This window comes from Acetobacter sp. AAB5 (assembly GCF_050106715.1).
GTDB lineage: Bacteria > Pseudomonadota > Alphaproteobacteria > Acetobacterales > Acetobacteraceae > Acetobacter > Acetobacter oryzifermentans.
Genome location: NZ_JBNIEW010000012.1, coordinates 57,190 through 79,865, shown reverse-complemented (window position 1 = coordinate 79,865; position 22,676 = coordinate 57,190). Strand labels below are relative to the sequence as shown.

18 protein-coding genes and 1 riboswitch are annotated in these 22,676 nt (G+C 50.4%); of the genes, 8 read left to right on the top strand and 10 right to left on the bottom strand.

The window, feature by feature from the left end:
- Positions 1–4 precede the first annotated feature (4 nt).
- The 4 genes from ACP7IZ_RS11350 to ACP7IZ_RS11335 form a co-directional block, all read right to left on the bottom strand.
- Entirely contained in the window at positions 5–556 is a 552-nt protein-coding gene (locus ACP7IZ_RS11350; RefSeq protein ID WP_426849263.1) for a flavodoxin family protein, read from the bottom strand.
- A gap of 178 nt (positions 557–734) precedes the next feature.
- Positions 735–1,373 (bottom strand): ubiquinol-cytochrome c reductase iron-sulfur subunit, encoded by a 639-nt coding sequence (petA, locus tag ACP7IZ_RS11345; protein WP_006116398.1) that lies wholly within the window; start codon positions 1,371–1,373, stop codon positions 735–737.
- An 18-nt stretch (positions 1,374–1,391) separates the two neighbouring features.
- Positions 1,392–2,168, bottom strand: a complete 777-nt coding sequence (locus ACP7IZ_RS11340; protein WP_426849261.1) for a cytochrome c1 — start codon at positions 2,166–2,168, stop codon at positions 1,392–1,394.
- Complete coding sequence (locus ACP7IZ_RS11335; RefSeq protein WP_426849260.1) at positions 2,168–3,586, bottom strand: cytochrome b; 1,419 nt, start codon at positions 3,584–3,586, stop codon at positions 2,168–2,170. Before ACP7IZ_RS11335 ends, ACP7IZ_RS11340 begins: the two co-directional genes overlap by 1 nt.
- 230 nt (positions 3,587–3,816) lie before the next feature.
- Positions 3,817–3,963: riboswitch (FMN riboswitch) on the top strand.
- 99 nt (positions 3,964–4,062) lie between these two features.
- Here ACP7IZ_RS11335 and ribD point away from each other — a divergent pair.
- From ribD to ACP7IZ_RS11305, 6 genes are all read left to right on the top strand, one after another.
- Positions 4,063–5,115, top strand: a complete 1,053-nt coding sequence (ribD, locus tag ACP7IZ_RS11330) for a bifunctional diaminohydroxyphosphoribosylaminopyrimidine deaminase/5-amino-6-(5-phosphoribosylamino)uracil reductase RibD (protein WP_426849258.1) — start codon at positions 4,063–4,065, stop codon at positions 5,113–5,115.
- The gene (locus ACP7IZ_RS11325) at positions 5,097–5,699 is read left to right on the top strand and encodes a riboflavin synthase (protein WP_426849257.1); all 603 of its coding nucleotides are present in this window, start codon (positions 5,097–5,099) and stop codon (positions 5,697–5,699) included. Before ribD ends, ACP7IZ_RS11325 begins: the two co-directional genes overlap by 19 nt.
- 14 nt (positions 5,700–5,713) lie before the next feature.
- Positions 5,714–7,027 (top strand): 3,4-dihydroxy-2-butanone-4-phosphate synthase, encoded by a 1,314-nt coding sequence (ribB, locus tag ACP7IZ_RS11320; RefSeq protein ID WP_426849275.1) that lies wholly within the window; start codon positions 5,714–5,716, stop codon positions 7,025–7,027.
- A 36-nt stretch (positions 7,028–7,063) separates the two neighbouring features.
- Positions 7,064–7,549, top strand: coding sequence for a 6,7-dimethyl-8-ribityllumazine synthase (ribH, locus tag ACP7IZ_RS11315; protein WP_006116404.1), 486 nt, complete (start codon positions 7,064–7,066; stop codon positions 7,547–7,549).
- Between the two features lie 70 nt (positions 7,550–7,619).
- Positions 7,620–8,630, top strand: a complete 1,011-nt coding sequence (locus ACP7IZ_RS11310; RefSeq protein ID WP_426849255.1) for a lysylphosphatidylglycerol synthase domain-containing protein — start codon at positions 7,620–7,622, stop codon at positions 8,628–8,630.
- A gap of 114 nt (positions 8,631–8,744) precedes the next feature.
- Positions 8,745–11,339, top strand: a complete 2,595-nt coding sequence (locus ACP7IZ_RS11305) for an MMPL family transporter (RefSeq protein WP_426849253.1) — start codon at positions 8,745–8,747, stop codon at positions 11,337–11,339.
- Positions 11,340–11,442: 103 nt separating this feature from the next.
- Here ACP7IZ_RS11305 and ACP7IZ_RS11300 read toward each other — a convergent pair whose 3' ends face one another.
- From ACP7IZ_RS11300 to ACP7IZ_RS11275, 6 genes are all read right to left on the bottom strand, one after another.
- Positions 11,443–12,702, bottom strand: a complete 1,260-nt coding sequence (locus ACP7IZ_RS11300) for an NAD(P)/FAD-dependent oxidoreductase (protein WP_426849251.1) — start codon at positions 12,700–12,702, stop codon at positions 11,443–11,445.
- A 101-nt stretch (positions 12,703–12,803) separates the two neighbouring features.
- A complete protein-coding gene (locus tag ACP7IZ_RS11295; protein ID WP_003624557.1) occupies positions 12,804–13,040 on the bottom strand; it encodes a DUF3297 family protein in 237 nt (78 codons plus the stop codon).
- Positions 13,041–13,455: 415 nt separating this feature from the next.
- The gene (locus tag ACP7IZ_RS11290; RefSeq protein WP_426849249.1) at positions 13,456–14,031 is read right to left on the bottom strand and encodes a nuclear transport factor 2 family protein; all 576 of its coding nucleotides are present in this window, start codon (positions 14,029–14,031) and stop codon (positions 13,456–13,458) included.
- A 34-nt stretch (positions 14,032–14,065) separates the two neighbouring features.
- Complete coding sequence (locus ACP7IZ_RS11285) at positions 14,066–15,391, bottom strand: spinster family MFS transporter (RefSeq protein WP_426849248.1); 1,326 nt, start codon at positions 15,389–15,391, stop codon at positions 14,066–14,068.
- A gap of 36 nt (positions 15,392–15,427) precedes the next feature.
- Positions 15,428–17,563: a PQQ-dependent dehydrogenase, methanol/ethanol family gene (locus ACP7IZ_RS11280; protein ID WP_426849247.1), complete on the bottom strand. Its 2,136-nt coding sequence runs from the start codon at positions 17,561–17,563 to the stop codon at positions 15,428–15,430.
- A gap of 5 nt (positions 17,564–17,568) precedes the next feature.
- A complete protein-coding gene (locus tag ACP7IZ_RS11275) occupies positions 17,569–19,056 on the bottom strand; it encodes an aldehyde dehydrogenase family protein (RefSeq protein WP_426849245.1) in 1,488 nt (495 codons plus the stop codon).
- A gap of 620 nt (positions 19,057–19,676) precedes the next feature.
- Between ACP7IZ_RS11275 and ACP7IZ_RS11270 the strand changes: the two genes are divergently transcribed.
- Positions 19,677–21,272, top strand: a complete 1,596-nt coding sequence (locus ACP7IZ_RS11270) for a carbohydrate porin (protein WP_426849244.1) — start codon at positions 19,677–19,679, stop codon at positions 21,270–21,272.
- Positions 21,273–21,502: 230 nt separating this feature from the next.
- The gene (locus tag ACP7IZ_RS11265; RefSeq protein ID WP_426849242.1) at positions 21,503–22,657 is read left to right on the top strand and encodes an acyl-CoA dehydrogenase family protein; all 1,155 of its coding nucleotides are present in this window, start codon (positions 21,503–21,505) and stop codon (positions 22,655–22,657) included.
- The last annotated feature ends 19 nt before the right edge of the window (positions 22,658–22,676 follow it).

The window sequence follows — 22,676 nt, the reverse complement described above, 5'->3', positions numbered from 1 at the left end:
CTTGTTACTTAAAGCGCGCAGTTACCTCGGCAATGCGTGTGCCGTAAGTGGTGGCTGTATCCAGATCACCGCTCGGAATTTCATCTACACTGGCGTCAGATGGGCTTTGCACCAGCAGGCCGGCGGCACCACCCAGCACGTTGATATCGGCTTTTGTAGCGGCTTTTGTGTTGGAAGGCAGAAGGTCTAGGCTGATCCAGATTCCACCGTGCTGCGCGGCCAGAACCTGAAACCATGCCATAGTGCACCCTTTATCCCCCACCGGGCTGGCGCTGTTTGTGAAACCGGCAAACAGTTTGTTCTGCCACCCACGATTGAACCAGATGCGGGATGTGGCATCTGCAAATTTCTTAAACTGCCAACTGGCATTGCCCATATAGGTGGGGGAACCAAACACAATGGTTTTGGCTTTGTTTAAAGCTTCCCAGCCGTTTTCAGGCAGATCGCCATTTTGATCAATTTCCAGAATTGCAGCGTTAGCACCTTTGGCAACGTATTCTGCTACTCTGCGCGTGTGGCCAAACCCAGAATGATAAACCACCACAATATCAGACATTTATTTATACCCTTGCAATCAAGATGGTTGAAAAACACAGCTTAGATTGGCGGTTTTCCATTCTCTCGATAAGAGTGCATTTTGGCAATTCATCTCACACTCCAAGAGTGAGATAGGGCAGCCTACTAAGCAGATATAAAAAAACGCCGCAGGATGAGTGCGGCGTTTGTGTAGGTGTTTAGATCTGTTCGATTGTTGAGAAATCGAAGTTTTGCCCCTTGGGGTTTTCTCCCAGCCGGATACTGGTTGGTGAGGGCATGGAATAAGGCGGCACAGGCAAATTATACGGAGCCGGTGCGCCTTTATAAACGCGGCCTGCCAGATCAAATTTTGACCCGTGGCAGGGGCAGCCATAGCCGCCACATGTGTCGGCCGTGTTGCCTGTAGGTTGGTTAAGGCCCGGCACGCAGCCCAAATGCGTGCAAATACCCACGTAAACACCATATTCTGGCACAAGAGAGCGATGCCAGTTGCGGGCGTAAGCGGGCTGCTGGTTTGCGGCAGACTCTGCATCCCGCAGTTTTTCGGCCAGCGCGTGGTCTTGCAGCGCAGCAATTTCTTCTGGTGTGCGGCGCATGATGAACACAGGCTTGCCCTGCCACACAACTGTCATCTGTTGGCCGGGGGTAAGTTTGGAAATATCAACATCCACCGGCAGATGGGCGGATGCGCTGTCTTGCGGCTTCAGGCTTTGCACAAACGGAACAGCACAGGCTGCCAAGCCTGTAACTGTGCCGGCCGTGGTTACAATTCCCAAAAAGTCACGGCGTCCGGGGGCTTGTTCTGTTGCTGCGGTTTCTTCGGTTTCGCGTGTCATGCTGTTCGTGCTTTCCGTTTATCCGTGCGATTTCAGGTTTTTCCAGATTTTCCGCTTCCATGCGATAGCCAGAACAAGCAGAACAGCCAGATAAGCCAGAACCCCTTTGCCAATATGGTGGCGCTCATTACGGTGCGGATCTGCGGCCCAGACCAAGAAAGTGGTGATATCTTTGGCTTGCTGCTCCACAGTTGCCGGTGTGCCATCAGGGTATTGAATGGCACCGTTCATCAACGGCGGTGGCATGCCAATCATATGGCCTTCTGCCCAATCATTATAGAATTTGCCCGGCACAATAGGGGCATCAGCCGGCGGGGGCATGCGGTAGCCTGTCAGAAAGGCGTAAAGCCAGTCTGCGCCACCGGGGTGTACAGCAGCCAGGCGAGATTGATCTGGGGGCGCAACCCCACCCATAACAGCGGCTGCCGCTGTATCATTGGGGAAGGGTGATCGGAAGTGATCATCCGGCAAGCCGGGGCGCATTGTGGGCATGCCGGAAATACCAACCGGGCCGGGAATCTGCTTGCTATGGGCAAGGTCTGTAATCGCCTGATCACTTAGCCCAATGCCTTCCAGATCTCGATATGTCAGGCTGCGCATGCCGTGGCAACTGGCGCACACATGATCATACACCAGAAAGCCGCGTTGCAGGCTGGCTTTATCATAGGTGCCGGTGGCACCCTCAAAGCTCCATTTCTGATGAGGTGGGGCTTTATTATCCGGTGTGTTGGCCAGTGTGGGTGCTGCAAGCGTAAATGCTGCCAGCAAAGAGCCTGCAAAAACATGCTTACGCATTAGGCATCTCCCTGTGATGCAGCAATGGAGGAAGGGAGAGGGCGCGTTTTTTCCGTGCGGGACACAAGGGGAAGGAACACAAGAAAATACCCAAAATAGTAAAGCCCGGCCAAACGGGCGGCAATCAGCCAGCCACCTTGTGCGTGGTGTTTGCCCGCATCTGCCAGCACAATAAATGCACACACAACGCCCAAAAGCCCAATACGGCACAGGGGACGGAAACGCATGGAGCGCACGGGGGAGCGGTCAAGCCACGGTAAAGCAAACAAAACCAGCAGGGAACCAGCGGCCGCAACCAGCCCGCCAAATTTAGAAGGCACAGATTGCAGCAGCCCGTAAAACGGCAGGAAATACCATTCAGGCTCAATGTCCGCAGGCGTGTGCATAGGGTCGGCCGGGGTGTAGTTGTCTGGTTCAATCAGCATGTTGGGCCAGAAGAACATCAGGGCCGCAAACACCATGGCAAACAGAATAAGGCCAACCAGATCTTTGCTGATATAGTATGGGTAAAACGGCACCGTATCTTTGGGTGTGCGTGGTTCAATCCCAGTTGGGTTGTTGGAGCCAGAAACGTGCACAGCCGCTACGTGCATGCCCACAACCCCAACAATCAGAAATGCCAAAACAAAATGCAGCACAAAAAAGCGATGGAGGAAGATGTCTCCCAGATGGTCGCTGCCTGTCATGATGTGTTCTAGCGTTGGACCAATACCCGGTATGGCGCCAACGGCCTTGGTAATCACATCTGCGCCCCAGTAGGACATTTGGCCCCATGGAAGCAGATAGCCCGCAAAGGCGGTGGCCATAACCATCAGCATCAGCACAAGGCCGGTTAACCACAGCAGTTCACGCGGGGCTTTGTAAGATCCATAATAAAGCCCACGAAACAGATGCAAATACAAAGCAGCCAGAAACAGGTTTGCGCCTGTCATATGCATGGCACGTAAAAGCCATCCGCCAGAAAGCTGGCGTTCTATAGCTTCAACAGAAAGAAAAGCCCCTGCATCTGTAGGGGTGTAATTCATGGCAAGAAAAATGCCGCTGGCCAGCATTAGCGCCAGAACAAGCGTAAGAATGGCCCCAAAATTCCACCAGCCATTCAGATTGCGGGGAACGCGAAAATCAACATATTCAGCCCGAAAGGCAGAAATTACCGGAAGGCGTCTGTTAATCCAGCCAGCCAGGCCAGAATAGGGTGGTATAGAAGAAGCAGATGTTTGCTTCTGGTCGGGTATGCTCATGGTAAATCCATGTGGGCTGGCAGAAACAGGGGCAGATAGTGCTCCGTATTCCGCTGTGGCTGTAAGGAAAGGCAACGCATAGCCAAAAACGGCATGCGGAATCTGTGGTGCAGATCTGATATGAAGGGCATACAGGTTAAAGTCGTTTTGTCTGCCTGCGTATGATGCAAAACGCACGTGCCTGTGGATGTGCCATAAAAACCTGCCATAGATTGCTATCAGAATGACCGGGTTTAAGGAGCAATAAGTTCCTTTTACCTAGTTTAGATAGATATGGCGGCATCATAACTTTCCCGAAACATTTGGGCAAGGTAGAGGCGGTTTTTAACAAACTGTGAAGGCATTTGCTCTTGCATAAGAGAAAATGCAGGGCCATCATACTTGTTATCACTCGCATGTTGTGGGTGTGATGTTCTCAGGGCAGGGTGCAAATCCCTACCGGCGGTAAGCAGCGCAAAGCGTTGTAAGCCCGCGAGCGCTCGCTTCTGGCGGGGTCAGCAGATCCGGTGCAATTCCGGGGCCGACGGTGATAGTCCGGATGGAAGAGAACAGAAAGACTGGTGCGTGATCGTGATTCGTTCAGAATGACGTGCGTGCAAGGCTATCTTACGCCCTGAGTCCGTCTGGTTTATGAGAACGCGGGCAGAAACAGGGTGAACAGCTTTTCACAGATTTCCCGACAGATCATGCCAGAACGCATTGGTGCGGCGTTTCATCTCGCCGTGGCTGAGGCGTGGAGCTTTGTAGGGCGCACAGCCCCCAACCCGCCAGTAGGGTGTGTGTTATTGGATGCGCAAGGAGATGTGCTGGTTGTGGCCGCACATCATCAGGCAGGCACCGCACATGCAGAAAGACTGGCTGTAGAGCAGGCGCGTGCTCTTGGGTTGGTGGAGCGGGTTGATACCGCTGTTGTCACGCTGGAGCCTTGTAATCATACCGGTCGCACCCCCCCATGTACGGAAGCACTGCTTTCTACTCCTGTAAAAACTGTCTGGATTGGCTGTGCAGATCCTAACCCACACGTGCAGGGCGGGGGCGCAGCGCGTTTGGAGCATGAAGGTATTACGGTTAACCGCTTGTGGCAGTGCATGAATGCTGCGGGGACATATGCACGTTGCCGTGCGTTGCTGGCACCATTTGCTTGGCGCATGACACATGGGCGGCCTTGGATAACCGTTAAACAGGCGCTGGATAGCAAAGGGTCCATGGTGCCACCCAAAGGGCAAAAAACCTTTACAACCCCTGCATCCCTCCGTCTGGCACATGCTTTGCGGCGCGTAACAGATGGTATTGTAACAGCTACAGGCACCGTGCTGGCTGATCGGCCCACGCTAACTGTTCGGCATGTTGAAGATCACCCTGAACGCCGCCGCCTGTTGGTGGTGTGTGGTCAGGAAAAACATGCTCCGGCTGAGTGGCTGGCCAGTGTTTCAGCCGCGTTCGATGTAAGCTTCTGCCCCGATATTGCACAACTGCCAGATATTCTGGCGCAAAGTGATGCGCTGTGGGTGCTGGTAGAAGCCGGGCCAACTCTGCTGGAGGCCCTTAAAACCCATAATTTGTGGGATGATTGGCTGACCATCCGTCAGGATGCTTCAGGGCAGGATCATCTTGCTGTTTCAACCCAACATGATGTCACACCTCTTTCTTTGTTTCCTGAATGGGTGCGGTGTGCGCAGGAGCAGGTATGTTTTCCGGTATCATAGAATCTCTCGGTCATGTGGTTAAGGCGGAGCACAGCCCCCAGTCTCTTATGCTGGAAGTGGAAACCGGGCTGCATGATGTGGCGGAGGGTGAAAGTATAGCCGTAAATGGTGTGTGTTTAACGGCAGTCGCGCCTTCGACAACTGGCCTTGTTCGCTTTTTTGTAAGCAGCGAGACATTGGATTGCACCACGTTGGGCACGCTTAAAGCCGGGCACCAGATCAATCTGGAACGTGCCGTTACCCCCGCTACACGTCTTTCTGGCCATATTGTGCAAGGCCATGTGGATGCTGTGGCACGGTTTACAGAATGTACGCAGTTTGGTGATGCGCGGCGCGTGGTGTTTGAAGTGCCAGCTCAGCTACGGCGCTACATGGTGGCCAAAGGGTCTGTAGCACTTGCGGGCATTAGCCTGACGTTGAACGAAGTGGGTGAGCCAAATGGCGAGACCTTTCCCATCGAACTGATGATTATTCCGCACACATGGGAGCACACCACGCTCGGCACATTGAAAGTGGGTGATGCCGTGAATGTGGAAGTGGATATCATTGCCAAATACGTGGAGGCACAATGCCGGACCAAGTAAAGACAGCAGCCCCTGTGGCGGCTAAGGCATCGGCAAGGCTTTTGCAGGCGGTTGAAGCCGTGCGTGCTGGCCGGATGGTCATTATGGTGGATGATGAAGATCGTGAAAACGAAGGCGATCTGGTCATGGCCGCTGAGTTTATGACGCCAGAAGCCATGAACTTCATGATCACTCATGCGCGTGGCCTTGTGTGCCTGCCGCTTACGCCAGAACAGGTGGATCGCCTCGGTCTGTCCATGATGGTGCGGCAAAGCGACAATACCGCTCAGTACGGCACGGCGTTTACGGTCTCTATTGAGGCGAAGGAAGGTGTTAGCACCGGCATTTCTGCGCCAGACAGGGCGCATACTGTGCGCGTAGCGGCATCAGAAAACGCAACGCCAGCAGATATCGCCACACCGGGCCATATCTTTCCGCTGCGGGCTGCCCCTGGTGGGGTGCTGGAACGTATTGGCCATACCGAGGGATCAATAGATCTGCTGCGTTTGGCCGGGTTAAAGCCAGCTGCCGTTATCTGCGAAATTCTGAATGAAGATGGCACCATGGCGCGCCGTCCTCAGTTAGAAGTGTTCGCCCGCCAGCATGATCTGCCGATTGTCTCTATTGCAGAGTTGGTAACGTGGATTAAAGCACACGGCTTGTCATCCTTGGCCGCGCAGGCTGCTGAAGCAAATCCGGAAGCCGCGCCAGAGCCAGCGGTGCCAGATCTGGCGCAGGCCTCCTTACCCAGTGCTTACGGTGGGGACGATTTGATCATCCATGCTTTTCAGGATGAAAACGGCGTGGAGCATGTTGCCTTGGTAAAAGGTGATGTGCACCGTAGCAGTGCTGTACCGCTGGTGCGTTTGCATTCTGAGTGCGTGACGGGGGATGCTCTTGGCTCTCTGCGGTGCGATTGTGGGTCACAGTTGCATGCGGCGTTGCGGGCCATAGGGCAGGCGGAATGTGGCGTGCTGGTTTATGTGCGCGGGCACGAAGGGCGTGGTATCGGGTTGGTCAACAAAATCCGGGCCTATGAGCTACAGGATGCCGGGCTAGATACGGTGGATGCCAACCATCGGCTTGGTTTTGCAACAGATGCCAGAGATTGGCGTGCAGCCTCTGGCGTATTGCGCAGCCTTGGCGTGGGCGAATTGGATTTGCTGACAAACAACCCAGATAAAGTGCGCGCACTGGAAGCACGCGGGTTTATGGTGCGCCGCCGGATTGGGCTGGAAATTCCACCTACCGTGCATAACCGTGCCTATCTGGAAGCCAAACGCCGGCGCATGGGGCATCATCTTGGGCAGTTTGTTGCCGTTGATGCCGAACCGGATGCGGTTGTCTGATTTTTACATAAGTGAATGATTAAAGGTGTTTAACTGATGGGTACACGTTCCCCCGTTTCCTTGCCGGATCTCAAGGCGCTTTCTCCTGCGCCGCGTTTGGCCATTATTGTCAGCCGATTTAATGAAACGGTGACAGGTGGCCTGCGTGATGGCGCAGTGGCTTGGCTGGCAGAACATAACATTGCCGTGAAAGATGGTGATGTATTTGCTGCGCCCGGTGCCTTTGAAATGCCACTTCTGGCACAGACACTCGCCAAAACAGGTAACTATGAAGGCGTTATCTGCCTTGGGTGCGTGGTAAAAGGGGATACAGCGCATTTTGAATTTATTAGCCTGGGCGCCACAATGGGTATTCTTCAGGCCTCTTTGGCCACAGAAACGCCTATCGCCTTTGGTGTGCTGACAACTTATACAGAAGAGCAGGCGCAGGTACGTTCTGCTGATGATATCCATAACAAAGGGCGCGAAGCCGCTGCGGCGTGTGTGGAATCTCTGGCCTTGCTGCGCCAGATCAAAGGCTGAATAAATGAGGTGTGTTAGGCTGCACCAACCGAAAGTGTAAAAGCCAAGCCAGAAAAAGGATGGAGGGAGCATGAAGCGGGTCACTCTCATTGCCGGGGTTTTCGGTTTGGGGTTGACCGTATGGATGCTGGCCCAGTTTGGGGTATCCTCCATTTTTTCTCTTGTTATGACAGGCGGTTGGGGCATTTTAGCTGTTATTGCTTTTCATAGCGTACAGGTTTTTCTTTCTGCTTCCGCTTGGCGCACCATTGCGGGCCAGACTTTTGGCCCGGTTCTACCATTAAGAGCCTATTTCATGCTCCGCTGTGTGCGAGAGGGCATAAATAACCTTCTCCCAGTTGCACAGGTTGGTGGGGAGGTGATGTCCTCCCGCTTGCTCGCACGGCGTGGCTTGGGCCTAAAACATGCGGCTGCCGCGACAATTTGTGATCTGACAATAGAGTTGCTCAGCCAAGTGGTGTTTACCCTCAGCGGCTTGGTCATGTTGCTGTTCTTGGTCAAACGCTCCGCCGTTACAGACCGATTGCTGGAAAGCGCATTGGTGCTTTTGGCTATTGGTGGCGGCGTATTTATCAGCCAGTGGCTTGGGGCCGTGGCTTTCATAGAAAAATTGCTTATCCGCATAGCTGCTCATCTGGGGTGGAGCGGTGTTGATGGTATTCGCGGCCTTAATAAGGAAGTGCTCGCGCTGTATAAATCAGGCCGCAATGCGGTTAGTGGTCTGATATTGCAGTTTTGTGCGTGGGCTTTGGGGGCCGTTGAGGTGTGGCTGATTCTGCACTTCATGGGGCATGGGTGCTCTCTTGCTACCGGATTTGTGATCGAAGGTGTGGGAGAAGCAGCTAAATCAGCCGGGTTTGCCGTACCCGGGGCCCTTGGTGTGTCAGAAGGGGGCTACATTATGGTTGGTAGCCTTTTTGGCATGCCGCCTGCAGTTGCCATCGCGCTTTCTCTTATCAAACGTTTGCGTGAAATTGCTTGGGGTTTGCCCTCTCTTATATTGTGGCAATGGCTTGAGCATACATGGCGCCCTTATGCCGAGCGCCTGCGTAAAATGCCCTTTTCCCGCACGGGTCTGTAAAAAGGAAAACAGAGCCCTGCTTACATCATCACTTGCTTCTGGCTGGGGGGTTGGGCAAACCATGACAGCCCCTTCTGCTGGGGCTGTGATTATTTTGGGATCCTGTCGTTCATCATGCTGTTTGCACCCATAGGTCGTTTCATTGCGTTTTGCGCCCGCCATGCCTGGGCTGTTGTGGCGTTGTTTCTCGTGCTTTCGGGGGCAGGCGTTTACGCTGGCATGACCCGTCTGGGAGTAACGACAGATACCAGCAAAATGCTTTCTCCTCGTTTAGAGTGGAAGCAGCGTTCCGATGAAATGGGGCGCTTATTCCCCCAGAAGGAAAACCTTCTGGTAGCTGTCATTCAGGCTAAAATGCCTGAAGAAGGACAGGAAACCGCGCGGGAGCTGGCCGCCAAGATAAGTGCCGATCATAAACACTTTTCCTTTGCGCATAGGCCAGATGCCAACCCGTATCTGCTACGCAACGGCTTGATGTTTCTGGAGCCGCAGCCGCTTTCTCAGGTGCTGAATGATACAATTGCGGCGCAGCCGTTTCTGGCGGCGTTATCGCAAGATCCTTCAGCACGAGGGCTGTTTGGCGCTCTTTCCCTTATGGCAGAGGGCGTAAAGCAGGATCAGGCCAATCTGTCTGGCTTTCAGGCGCCCTTGTCCGGTTTTGCCAATACGCTGGAACAAGCCGTGGCAGGGCATGCCGAGGCTATGTCATGGCAGCAGCTTTTGGGCGGCAAGCTTTCTGATCTGGCTGGAAATTATCAGTTCGTTATCACCAAACCGATATTGGATTATGGATCCTTTCAGCCGGGTGGTGCCTCCGCAGATGCCATGCGGCAGGCTATCAGTTCTCTGGAATTTGTGAAAAATGGGCACGCCAAGGTTTATCTAACCGGGCAGGTGCAGCTGGATGATGAAGAGTTTGCAACCGTGGCAGAAGGCATGGTGGCAGGGCTTCTGGGCTCTCTGGCACTTGTTACCTTGTGGCTTACGCTTGCTGTTAGAACATGGCGCGTGGTGCTGCCTATTGTGGTCACGCTTGTTGTGGGCCTGTTGCTTACCACCGGATTTGCCGCTGTAGCTGTTGGCACGCTTAACCTGATTTCCGTGGCATTTGCTATTTTGTTTGTGGGCATTGCGGTGGACTTTGCCATCCAGTTTTCTGTGCGCTTTCGGGCTCAAACCCCCACACACACGGGCGAAGAAGGCGTGTTTGAAGCGCTGCGCCTTACGGGTGAAGAAACCGGGCATCAGATTCTTGTAGCTGCCTTGGCAACATCCGCAGGGTTTCTGGCCTTTACGCCCACAGCTTTTCTGGGTGTTGCGCAGCTTGGTCTTATTGCTGGTATTGGCATGTTGGTTGCGTTTATTTGCACCACCACGCTTTTGCCTTCACTGCTAAAAATCTGCCATCCGCCGCTCAACTGCCCAAGCATGGGCTATGCGTTCATGAAGCCGGTGGACATTAAAATCCGCCATATGCGCAAGCTGCTTCTGGGCTTTTTTGCACTGGTGGCTTTGGTGGGCTTGGCGCTAGTGCCCAGCCTACAGTTTGATGGTGACCCGCTGCATACCAAAAATCCGAACTCGGAAGGGATGCGCGCCCTTAAACTGCTGATCAACAACCCGCAGACATCTCCTTACAGTGCAGAATTGCTAGTGCATTCTCTTGCCGATGCAGAAAAAGAAACAACCCGCCTGTCTAATCTGCCAGATGTGAATGATGTGATGTGGCTGGGCTCCTTTGTGCCAACCCAACAGCAGCAGAAACTGGCTCTTATTCAGGATGCAGCTTCTATTCTGTTGCCAACGCTTATTGTGCCACAGCCTAAAGCTGCCCCCACAGCGGATGATCTGCGTAAATCAGCACATGATACATCTGTTGCTTTGGCTGGTGTGCTGGATAAACTGCCTGCTCAAGACCCGCTGCGCCGTATTCAGGCTGCTCTGGCCAAGTTGGCAGAAGCTCCAGATGCCACAGTGCAGGCGGCTAACACCGCATTGGTGCGCTTTTTGCCGACAGAGCTGGATCAGTTGCGCACCATGCTTCAGGCAACGCCTGTAAGCATCAAGGATGTGCCTGCTGAAATTGCAGATGATTACTTGCTGCCAGATGGCCGCGCCTTGGTGGAAGTGCATCCTAAGGGAGTGATGTCCAATTCTGGCGCGCTGCGTAAATTTGTGGGTTCTCTTCAGAAAGTAGAGCCACAAATGGCTGGCACAGCGGTTGATATTGTGGAAAGCGCACGTTCTATTGTGAAGGCGTTTGAACAGGCCGCAGGCGCAGCTATTGTTATGATTGCCGTTATTCTGATGCTGGCCTTGCGCCGCGTTAAGGATATGGCGCTGGTGCTGGCACCGCTGCTGCTTTCTGCTTTGATGACAGTTATTTTGATTGTGCTGCTGCCTGAAACCCTAAACTTTGCCAACATTATTGCACTGCCCCTGCTGCTGGGGGTTGGGGTTTCCTTCAATATCTATTTTGTCATGAACTGGCGGGATGGTGTGAAATATCCGCTGGCTTCGCCCACAGCACGTGCCGTGCTGTTTTCTGCCCTTACAACGGGTACAGCCTTTGGCTCTCTGGCGCTTTCGCACCATCCGGGCACAGCAAGTATGGGGCGGTTGCTGTTGCTTTCTTTGGGGTGCACATTGTTGGCAACACTTGTGTTTGTGCCAGCCTTGCTGCCCAAGCGGCCGATAGACGAGGCCTGATAAAAAGCAGGCATAAGAGTTAGGTAATAAAAAAGCCTCCCGATATTTCCGGGAGGCTTTTTTTATGTCTGCTTTTTGAAAGGGGAATCAGAAAGTCAGGAACTTATTTCTTTACCCATTCCGGATGGTGCGGCATTTCAATATCCCGCCCTTTCAACATCATATCCCAGTAAACACGTGGGAATACGGTTGTCTTAAGGAACCATGCAAAGCGGCTAGGCTTGCGCTGATCGTAGGGGAAGCTGGGGGCAGGTTTGCCGCCGTACAGGAATTCCGCCAGAATAATCTTGCCGTAAGCAACGGTTAGCGGGCAGGCACCGTATCCATCGTAGCTGCCTGTCAGCGGTTTGCCATCCAAAGATGCCAGAACGTTTGCTGTTACCACTGGGGTTTGCGCACGCGCAGCGGCCATGGTTTTGGCGTTGGATGTGCCGATAACATCGCCCATACCAAAGATGGAAGGATACTTGGCATGCTGGAGCGTGCTGGGGTCTACATCCAACCAGCCGCCTTCATTCGCCAACGGGCTTTTTTTGATGAAGTCTGGAGCACTCTGCGGTGGGGTGACATGCAGCATGTCAAACTCTTTCACCACATTTGTAACTTTGCCATCTGGCCCGGTAACCGCAAAGGTTGCCTTGTGTTCCGGCCCGTTTACGGCAACCAGTGTATGCTTGTACAGCACGTTAATGCCATAATAATCTACGGCTTCCTGCAAACCGGGGCGATAGTAACCCACGCCAAACAGCGCATCACCTGTCATGCAGAAATCTACATTGGTGCGGTTAAGCGTGCCTTGCTTGCGCCAGTAATCAGATGCCAGATAGGCAATTTTCTGCGGCGCGCCAGCGCATTTGATAGGCATGGGCGGCTGGGTGAACAGTGCCGTGCCACCGGAAAGAGATTGGATGCATGTCCATGTATATTCCACAGTATCTTTGGAATAGTTACTGCACACGCCGTTGCGGCCCAGCGTATCTGTTAGCCCTTCAATCTTGTCCCAATCTAGCTGGAGGCCGGGGCAAACAATCAGGCGGTTGTAAGCAACGGTGCGGCCATCTTCCAGGGTAAGCATGTTGTCATCTGGCTGGAAGGATGCCGCCGCAGCGCGCAACCAGGTGCAGCCTTTGGGAATAACGCCACCTTCCTGATCCAGCGTGCTCCGCAGCTTCATGACGCCTGCGCCAACCAGTGTCCAGCCGGGCTGATAGGCGTGGGTGGTTGCGGGGTCTATAATGGCAATATCCAGTGTGGAGCGTTCACGCAGTAGGCGGGCTGCTACGGCAATGCCAGCAGATCCACCACCCACGACAACAACAGTGTAGCGTAGATCTGGTGTTGTGGAGTTTTCTGTTTGAGTCATGGAAGTCTCCCTGAATCTCACGTTGACGTGGGTGCACTATCCCAAACATCTACAATTTAATAAAGTATTTAATTGTATTTGGGATATGTGTAGAGGGCAGGTCAGTCCTTGACCCACACTTCAACCGGGCCGCTTAGCTTCATGGTAAGGGGGTTGCCGCGCCGATCTACCGTTTTGCCCACGGCTACACGCACCCAACCTTCGCTGATGCAATATTCTTCAACGTTTGTTTTTTCTACGCCCTTAAAGCGCACGCCAATGCCCCGGGCCAGCAGGTCTTCATTATAAAAAGGGCTTTCCGGGTTTACGGAAAGGCGGTCGGGCAGGGTATCAGACATTTAGAGAGTCCTTAATATATCGGTTAAAAGTGCACCGATGTTTTAAGGGCTTTCATATGGAAACACCATGCTTGATCAGCATTTACCTATAAGGCGGATGGTGTTGATGGTTTTGTTTTTTTAAGTCTTAGGATGCAAATTCGGAAGGGTTTTTTATATTAAATTGAGAAAGAGGAACAAGCCCTCGTAAAATCTGGCTTTGTTGTTGGTGCGAGATATTAGGCGGTCCGTATCGGCTGAATGAGTTCAGTTATTCAGACGCAGAAGAATTCCTCCGATGAACGGACAGAATATTCCATCACTGATGGTCTGTCCTTCATGCGTTTTAGTGGCATACGGCCAACAGATATCTAACGACTTAACACCAATAAAGAAAACATTCTCAAAGCATCATCATTCCTAACATTTCAAATGTTTATTTATTTTCATCCATCAAAAATGAGCGTGAGGGAATACTTTCTGCCCAATGGTTTGGAAGAGGAGATATAAAAACGTTTTCTGTGCGTGTCCGGCTTATTTTCCAAACCCCGTTTTCTTTACGGAAAAGGTTATTGAGGCGGCTGGATCGTAATAATGAACTCCCATCACTAAAAATCCAAGGTTGGCAATGCACCCATTGTCCATCGCCTGAATTGCCCTGTACATGGATTTGTTCCGATGTGAGGTAATGCACGTTGAGGATAAGCGCAGGATCGCGCTTTTGAAGCCAAAAATTTTCAAAATGTGTGCGTATAGCTGTTTTGCCAACACAGCGGCCAAACTGGGAGGTGTAATATTCCCCCACACCTTCCCAAATGGCATCTTCTGTATAGAGATCCATAATACGATCTATACGGTCTTTATCCGTTTGAATGCCTGCTTCAGGGCAGGGGGTATCGCACAAAAACATGTAACGCGCCTGTAAACGCCTTATTGCGGCTTCTCCTTCCAGCTCTTCTACCCGCTGCACAAGTGCTTCAAGTTTATTTTGTAAGTTTAGGTCATGTGTCATGTTTTTTTCCGATACAGTGAAGAAAATTGTATTTCTAAATATGGCTTGTTTCCATGCTATTTGCCGGCAAGTTAGGCGTGTAAGAGGCGCTGGTTTGGCGCGTAGAGCATAAGAATTTGTAAGAAGGGATACTTGCCAAAAGTAGCAAGGCTCCTAAAAAACTTGCCGAGCCAGAAACAATTGCCATGGATCTGCCAATAGCTAATGGCGAGTGGAAAATATGATCGTTTAATGTGCCAATAAGTAGGGAGCCGCCAGACAATCCGCCAATAGCATTACAAAACAACATAGCCGCAGAAAAACGTGCGCGCATTGTTGTTGGAACAGCAAGTTGTAAAACAGTGGCAGAAGGCGGCATTGGAAAAGACGCAAAGTAGAAGGCGACAGCAAATGTTGCGACGGCAAGATGCGTATTAGAAGTTGTTACACTTATAACAAGCGGAACAGTGGCGCACAGGGCAGCAAGCGCCGCTATAAGTTGTGGCGCATACCATATGCCACGTGCACTCAGTATATCAATCAGGCGTCCACTGGTGTAAACGCCAGCGCAGCCACAAATAATCACAATGCTGCCTAATGTAATGCCTAAATCTGCGTGTGAAAAATGATGGATACGCATCATCTGGGCAGGCATCCAGCTAAATAGCGAAAAGAGCGTTACTGCCAAAAGCGTATAGCTTAGCATATGGAGACTAAAGAAAACGGAGTGCGTTCTAAAAAATGCTATTGTTTTTTGGGCAGATACAGGTTTCACAACAGATTTTCTGTGTGGAACCTCATGCACGAGCATGGCAATAATGCCGCCTAAGAGTAAACCAGGAAAGCCAACAATAATAAAACATATTTGCCACGCATGCATGCCAGCAAAATTATGTTGCTGCACAATGTGCAGGAGCGGGCCGCCAAAAAGAAATGCACAGCCCGATCCTAAAAAAGATCCAAGAAAGAAAATTGCCAGTGTGCCAGAAAGCTTTTCCTTGGGAACGCTATCAGCCAAAAATGAATAAGCTGCGGGAGCCAAAGCGGCTTCTCCCAGCCCTACCAGAACACGGCATAGGAACAGAGACCAAAAGCTATGTGAAAGCCCACAAGCCATAGTGGCGAGGCTCCATAAAATAACGCCTCCCGCAATAATTGGCGGTCGTGGATACCTGTCACTTAGGGATGCAAGCGGAAAACCCAAAATGGCGTACAGTAAAGAGAAAGCAAGACCGTTCAAAAATGCAAATTGCGTATCTGTTATAAGCAGGTCAGATTGAATAGGCCCAATAAGAAGTGCCAGTATCTGCCTATCAATGTAGGAAAACAGATAAGCCAACATAAAGAGAAAAATAGTTGTAACCGGGCGAATACGAGACATGGCTTTTTCCTCAAAACTCTTTTTGAGAAGCAGAAGTTATGGCGTCTTTTTGCCTTCTAGAGATTGGTAGCTGCTTGTGGCCCGTTGCAGCAGAAAGTTTCTGATCTCTTCCACCTGTTCAGGAGACAGTTCTTTACTAAAGCTGACCATTCCGTATTCGGAGAGAACACCTTTATTCACAACATCGCTGAAGGACTGGGCAGAGTTGATAAATGCAGACCACCGCAAATCGGGCAACACACCACCACCTACGGCGTTGTCTCCATGGCATGCCAAACAGTATTGTTGGTATTTCTGGTAACCCAGTTTGGCTTTGTCGGGTGAGAATGTTCCTGTTGGCGCTATGGGTTGAGGTGCCGCGTTTTGGGCTGGTGGCAGGTTTGCTGTGCCGTCTAGTGCAAAAACCAATATGCGGGAACGGTTAATGCTGCTGTTGTGTAAACGTGCCAAAGCACCACCCATAAGCGGGAAAACACCACCCCATCCAGCTTCTACTGCTATATATTGCTTGCCGTGTGCCATGTAGGAAATGGGCGGCGCAACAATGCCTGTTTGTCCATCAAACGAAAAAAGTTTGTGCCCATCTGTAGCGCGATAAGCTTCAAACAAACCCGTTGAAAGCCCCTGAAAAACCAGATTGCCTGCGGTTGTCAGAATACCACCATTCCAAGGCGCAAGGTGGGGAATAGTAAATGCTGCTTTTTGTTCTGCAGGGTTCCATGCCAGTAACCAACCTTTTACGGTTTTGCTTACCTCTTGCAGAACTTTTGGATCATCCGGCAGGCCGGTCATATCCATGCCCATATTAACGCCCTGTTTATGCATGCGCCATTTAGGATCAGACAAAAAGGGTTCAGGCAGTTGCTGGGCAGGAATATAAACCAGTTTGGTTTGGGGGTTGTAAGCCATAGGGGCCCAGTTATGCCCACCTAGTGAACCTGGCATACTAAACCATGGCTTATTGGTAAGAGACCACAAAGCATCTGGGTTAATATCTGGCCGGCCAGTTTTGGAATCTATACTGCGTGCCCAGTTTTGGAATGTGTATGGAACAGCAGAAAGAAATTCACCTGTTTGCGCATCCAGAATATAGAAAAAGCCATTTTTAGGAGCCTGCACAATAACATGCCGTTGCTCACCATGAATGGGCAAATCCAAGACCATAATGGGTTGCGAGGCCGTGAAATCCCACTGATCTTTTGGTGTTTCCTGAAAATGCCATACATATTCGCCAGTTTCGGGTTTTATGGCGACAATGCTGGCCAAAAATAGATTGTCACCAACACCATCAGAACGGAATTTGTAATTCCAGGGCGCACCGTTGCCAACGCCAAGATAAACCAGATCCGTTTTGGGATCATAGACAATGCTATCCCATACCGTGCCGCCACCGCCAGATTTTGTCCATCCGCCCTTTGGGCTCCAGGTGGGGTATGCAATATCATGCAGCGCTTTGTCCGATGCCGCATGGTCAGGTTTATTTGCAGGTGCGGGAACGGTAAAAAAGCGCCAACGTAAAGCACCTGTTTTGGCATCAAAACCAGATACAAACCCGCGCGCCCCAAATTCGGCGCCACCATTGCCAATAATAACAATGCCTTTAACAATGCGTGGGGCCCCATCCACCGTGTAGGAGCGAATATCTCCTAGCGTTGCATCATTTGGAATGGTGTGAACACTCCATACAACGTGGCCTGTTTTGGCATCCAAGGCAATCAGGCGGCCATCAAACGTTCCAACGTAAATACGGCCTTGCCAGTAGGCAACACCACGATTAACCGTATCACAGCAGCCTTTTACCGCAACATTACCGGGAACTTTGGGGTCATACTTCCACAGAAGGCGGCCTGTGGCGGCATCTAGTGCTTCAACATGGCTCCAGTTTGTACTGGCGTACATAACACCATCAATAACAAGAGGTGTGGCCTCCTGCCCACGGTTTGTATCCAGATCCTGATACCAAGCCAGGTGCAGTTTCTGAACATTCTGATCCGTAATTTGAGTAAGCGGACTATATCGCTGCTCAGCATAGGTCCGACCATAGGTTGGCCAATTTTCAGGATGACTGTCAGCCTGTTCAACAACAGGATCTGTTTCCGTTGCATAAACAGACGGAGAGAGAAAAGATGCGGCAAGTAACGCCAGAACAAGAGGGCGAGGGGACATAAGCATTCTCTTTAATGGCGAATACAGATGGATTTCTGGATAGTGAAGCTATCCAACCAGTCAGACCCAAAGTCGGCTCCAGATCCTGATTGTTTCAGCCCACCAAATGGCATGTTGGGGTCAATCATGACGTGGCTGTTAACCCATACGGTTCCGGCTTCCAGTTGTGCGGGCAGGCGCATGGCGGCTTGCAGGTTTTGCGTCCACACACTGGCAGCCAACCCGAAAGAAGAGGCATTGGCCAGTTGCAATGCTTCATCTGCATCTGATGTGCGTGTTAACGTTAGAACAGGCCCAAAAATTTCTTCCGTTACGCAGGAGGCTTCAGGAGATGGATTTACGATGAGGGTGGGGGGAACATAATACCCCTCTGAATTGGGGGCTTTTTGGCCAATAATAACCTGTTCGGCTTCAGCTTCGGCGTTTTGAACGTAAGAAAGAATTTTCTTTTGTTGAGCTGCCGATACAACAGGATTGATTTGTGCTTGAGGGTTCATGCCCGCGCCAACGGTCATACTTTGGATGGCTTGCGTAAGAGCATCCCTTAAAGGCGCAAACATTTTATCTGTAACGTAAATGCGCGAGCACGCAGCACAAACCTGTCCCTGATTAAGGAATGCTGCCAGCATAAGCCCTTGAGCGGTTTGCTCCAGATCAGCATCATCCAGAACAATGGCAGGGTTTTTCCCGCCTAACTCCAAAGAAAAACGCTTCAGACTATCAGCACAACTACGGGCAATAGCTTTTCCGACAGGGGTAGAGCCCGTAAAACTAATTTTGCTGACAAGGGGATGGTTAACAAGTTGACTGCCAGCAATTGTGCCGCGTCCTGTTACCACATTAAAAACACCATCTGGCACACCAGCTTCCGTTGCTAAGCGCGCGAGGTATAGAAGTGTTAAAGGCGTGGTTTCAGCGGGTTTGGCAACAACCGAGCAGCCTGCCGCCAGGGCAGGAAGAACCTTCCATACGCCAATCAGAAGGGGGAAGTTCCACGGGATAATACCGGCCACAACGCCCACAGGTGTGCGCTGTGTATAAGATGTATAACGTGCATCTGGCGGAAAGGGGATAGAGACATCAAATGTCTTTCCGGTAATTTTTGTAGCCAGACCAGCTACGTATCGTATCCAGGTTTGTGCCCCTCCTGCTTCTAGTGCGCGTGAAATGGCAAGTGATTTGCCTTGTTCCAGTGTTTCAAGCTGGGCCAATATTTCAGCATCACGCTCTACAAGATCTGCCAAGCGTAAAAGAATACGTTCCCTTTCAGATGGGCGCATATCTTTCCAAACACCAGATTTAAAACTGTTAAAAGCAGATGTAACAGCCCGATCTACATCCTGCGCATTGGCATCAACGGTTGATGCAATCTGCATGCCGGTAGAGGGATCATAAATAGGCAAGCGTGCATCACTGCAAGAGGAAGCAGCACCACCATCTATGTATAATTCATGTGATATGGAAACAAAATTGGCGACGGATGCCAGCAAAGAGTCCATGACCAATACCTTTGTATGTTTCGATACCGAAATGGGACAGATTCATTCCGGATATGTCAACAGAATTTTATGGCAGAAAGTTATGACCGCTGTTTGAGGTCATATTAGAAATATCCTTAAAAATAAAAGACTTTCCAATATAATTAGAAATCACTCCCATATCATTGCATAACAAAATATAAATTTTTCCTGATCGGGAACGCATAAAATCTTTCCAAAAAGCACGACTGGAAAAGCACATTTTTTCGGCATTCATTTGCACATCATGATTAATTTTTAAGCATATTCATTTTGATGTAAAAATAATGAGCATAAGAAATGTTTTTTGGTGGAAATTTCACTTTTATATTGTCCTAAATAACAGGGTGATGGCGCGCTAAATTCAGGCAGGCCAATAGACCAAGCAACCATCAAAGGAATAATCATCATGAGAAACATCGGCGTAAGGACAAAAAGAGTCGTTTGTCAGCTCATGTTGCGACATGACAAAACCCGTTTTCAGGATTCCGGTTTCTGAGCGGAAGGAAGAACTGTTTTTGTCTACAACATTGCGATTCCGGAATGAAAAAATGCGTGTTTCTGTTCAATATCATGGAAAGTGGCGGGAAGCTTTCTGTTGTATGTCACACCATTTAAACAAGGCCTGTAATACGCTTGGCGTATTCTTCGTGCTCTCTTATGGTGCCGTTATTGTGGAAAGTAGCGCTGCAAAAGCTCAGCCTTCGTCAGGCAACACAGCCCAGCCAGCCCTATTGCAAGAGCGTGCAGCAACATCCTCAGTAGAGAAAGGGATTGCCGATTCATCAGCGGCATCAGATCTCTTAAAAAAATCCCGTGAGTTAACTGTTACAGGCAAAAAGCATGTGGATGATGATAGCGATGCTATGTCTGCCCCAAATAATATCAGCACCAAAATCATGCCAGCTGTTCCTGTGGCGGTTGCAAGCAATCAACCTAAAAAAGGCATTTTTTACAACGCACTTAAACCATTAAAAGATCATGGAATTACATTTCATCTGCTTTTGATTGATAATTTTGTAAGCAATGTTGTTGGGGGTGTTCGTCCTGGCACAAGATTGCAAAATTCTTTGGGGGTTATTGAAACCCAATTTGATTTGGAAAAGCTAATTGGTTGGAAAGGGGCGCAAATTAACTTTGGTGAAGATATCTTTTTCCTGCGAGATAACGATAAGCACTGGTCTCAGCAGGTAGGGGATAACATTATCGGTTATCAGCCCCCGCATTTGTTTCGTGGTAATTATCTTAGTGAGCTCACGCTTGATCAAAAGCTCATGGATAACAAGCTGGAAATTGAAGGCGGCCGTGCAAATATTTCACGGTATTTTCTAATTCCAAATTGTAATCAGATTCTAACCTGCTTTAAAGATATTTGGTCTCAAGATGCTGGGGTTAGCACATTTGTTTATGCCACGTGGTCTGGCCATATTATGTACCATATCACGCCCTCCTTGTACATTCAGGCAGCTGCAACTGAGGTGAATAAAACAACATTTTTCACCAATGGCTGGAAGTGGGATACGGGAACATCCAATGGGGCCACAGGAGTAGGTGAAATTGGATACCTGCGCGGTTTTGATAAAACGGCTTATCCATCCATGTATGAGTTTTTGGGGTATTATAACTCCTCAACCGTTCAAGATCCCATTCGCACTGTGCGTGGTACGTCTCAGCTTTATGATAAAAGCTCTGCAGCGCAGATGCATACAGGTATGTCCGGTATTTTCTTTAGTGGGCAACAGTATGTATGGCGCAAGGACCATGGTGCAACCAAAGACCCACACGGTATGGCGTTAGCCGTTTATGGGGGTGCTGGCACGGATTTTGAAAGCTATGCTCCTATACAGGCAGAAGCGTATTTGGGGGCATTTGTTCAGGCTCCATTTGCTTCGCACCCTCTAGATAGTTATGGCATCCAGTTCCACTGGAGCAAACTGGGTACGCGGGAGCAGGATTTTCTTGGCCAGGCCAATAAAATAAGTGGGGGTGATGGAAAACGCCCCGGTGCAGATCATCTTGTTGCAGATATTCATGCGCATACGTTTTTGTTCCCGAATGTGGCATTGGAACCAAGTCTGCAATACGTCATCAATCCAAACACTTATTACGCTCCGATGACGGCCAAACACCCCCATAATGCGTTGGAGGTTGGCGCAACGCTTTTTGTTTATCTCGATAAAATGGCAGATTTTCCCTGATGAAGAAATGCGTGGCGCGTAGCCACGCTCGTCTTTGAATTCATGGAAAATATTTTTTGAGAAAAATGAGAAAAATAAGTGGAAATGTAAACTAATTAAGGTTACGTTTTCGATATAAACAGACTGCAGGAGATTCGGGAGGTTTAAAAATTACCTCCATCTCTGGGCAGAAAGGACGCGAAGCCCGCATCAGTGGCATCGGCCTTGAAACGTGAAGGGGAGAAACATTCATGTTGATCCAGACGCCAGAATGCAAAGCCGATCTGGCCAAAGGGCCTGCTTTTGATGCTCTGATTGAGGACATCAGTTCCCGTGCGCTTGAGTTCCGGGAAAATCGCAGGATTACCAAAGATATCATTGAAAAGTTTCAAGAAATTGGCGTGTATCGTGCATTGGTTGCGCGTCAGTTTGGGGGAATGGAAGTTTCCCCCATGGCTTTTCTTGAATTGATAGAACGTATTGGCTGGGCCGATGCCTCGGCCGGATGGGTTGCCAGCTTTGGTGTTTCTGCAACCTATCTGGTTGCATTGCCCCTTGAAACGCTCAAGAAATTATATGCGAACGGGCCAGATATTGTTTTTGCGGGCGCTATTTTTCCCGCTCAACCCGTGCAGGTTAAAAATGACCATTTTGTTGTAAATGGCCGCTGGCCATTTGCAAGTGGCTGCACAGGGGCTTCTTTTATTGGTGTTGGTATAGCCGTTGCAGATGAGCAGTGCGGTTTGCCCCGTACTGCGGTTCTACCTGCGGCAGAAGTTACCATTGATGAAACATGGAATACCATTGGCCTTTCCGGCACAGGTAGCCACGATGTGGTGGTGCGTGACGTAGAAGTTGCCCCGGAATGGACATTTATCCGAGGTGGGGCTCCCTCTCTGGATTTGCCTCTCTATCGTTATCCTTCGCTATGTTTTGCAGCTCAGGTTCTTTCGGTTGTTGGTTTGGGCTGTGCGCAGCGGGCTATTGATGAAGTTGTTAAAATGGCCGCCGGGCGTAAATCTATTACAGGTGCCCCCACAATGGCCGACCGTGCGCAGGTTCAAGCTGCAATTGGTGAAGTGTCTGCCCAGCTTTCTGCTGCCCGTGCTGCTTTTTATGGCGTTACGGCAGAAGCGTGGGATGTTTTAAGTGATGGTGGCACTGTTACGGAAGCACTGGCAAACCGCATTCGGCTGGCTGCAACGCACGCCGCGCAAGTATGTGCGGATGTAGCCCGAGCCTGTTTTGCTCTGGGTGGTATCGCTGCTGTTCATAAAGACCATATTTTGGCCCGTTGTTTGCAAGACTGCGTTGTTGTTGCGCAGCATGCCTTTATGGGGCGCGGAAATTACGAAGCCGCAGGGCGTGTCATGCTTGGTCGCGGTGGTCGGCCCGGTTATCCATAATTTATAAAGAGGAAAAACA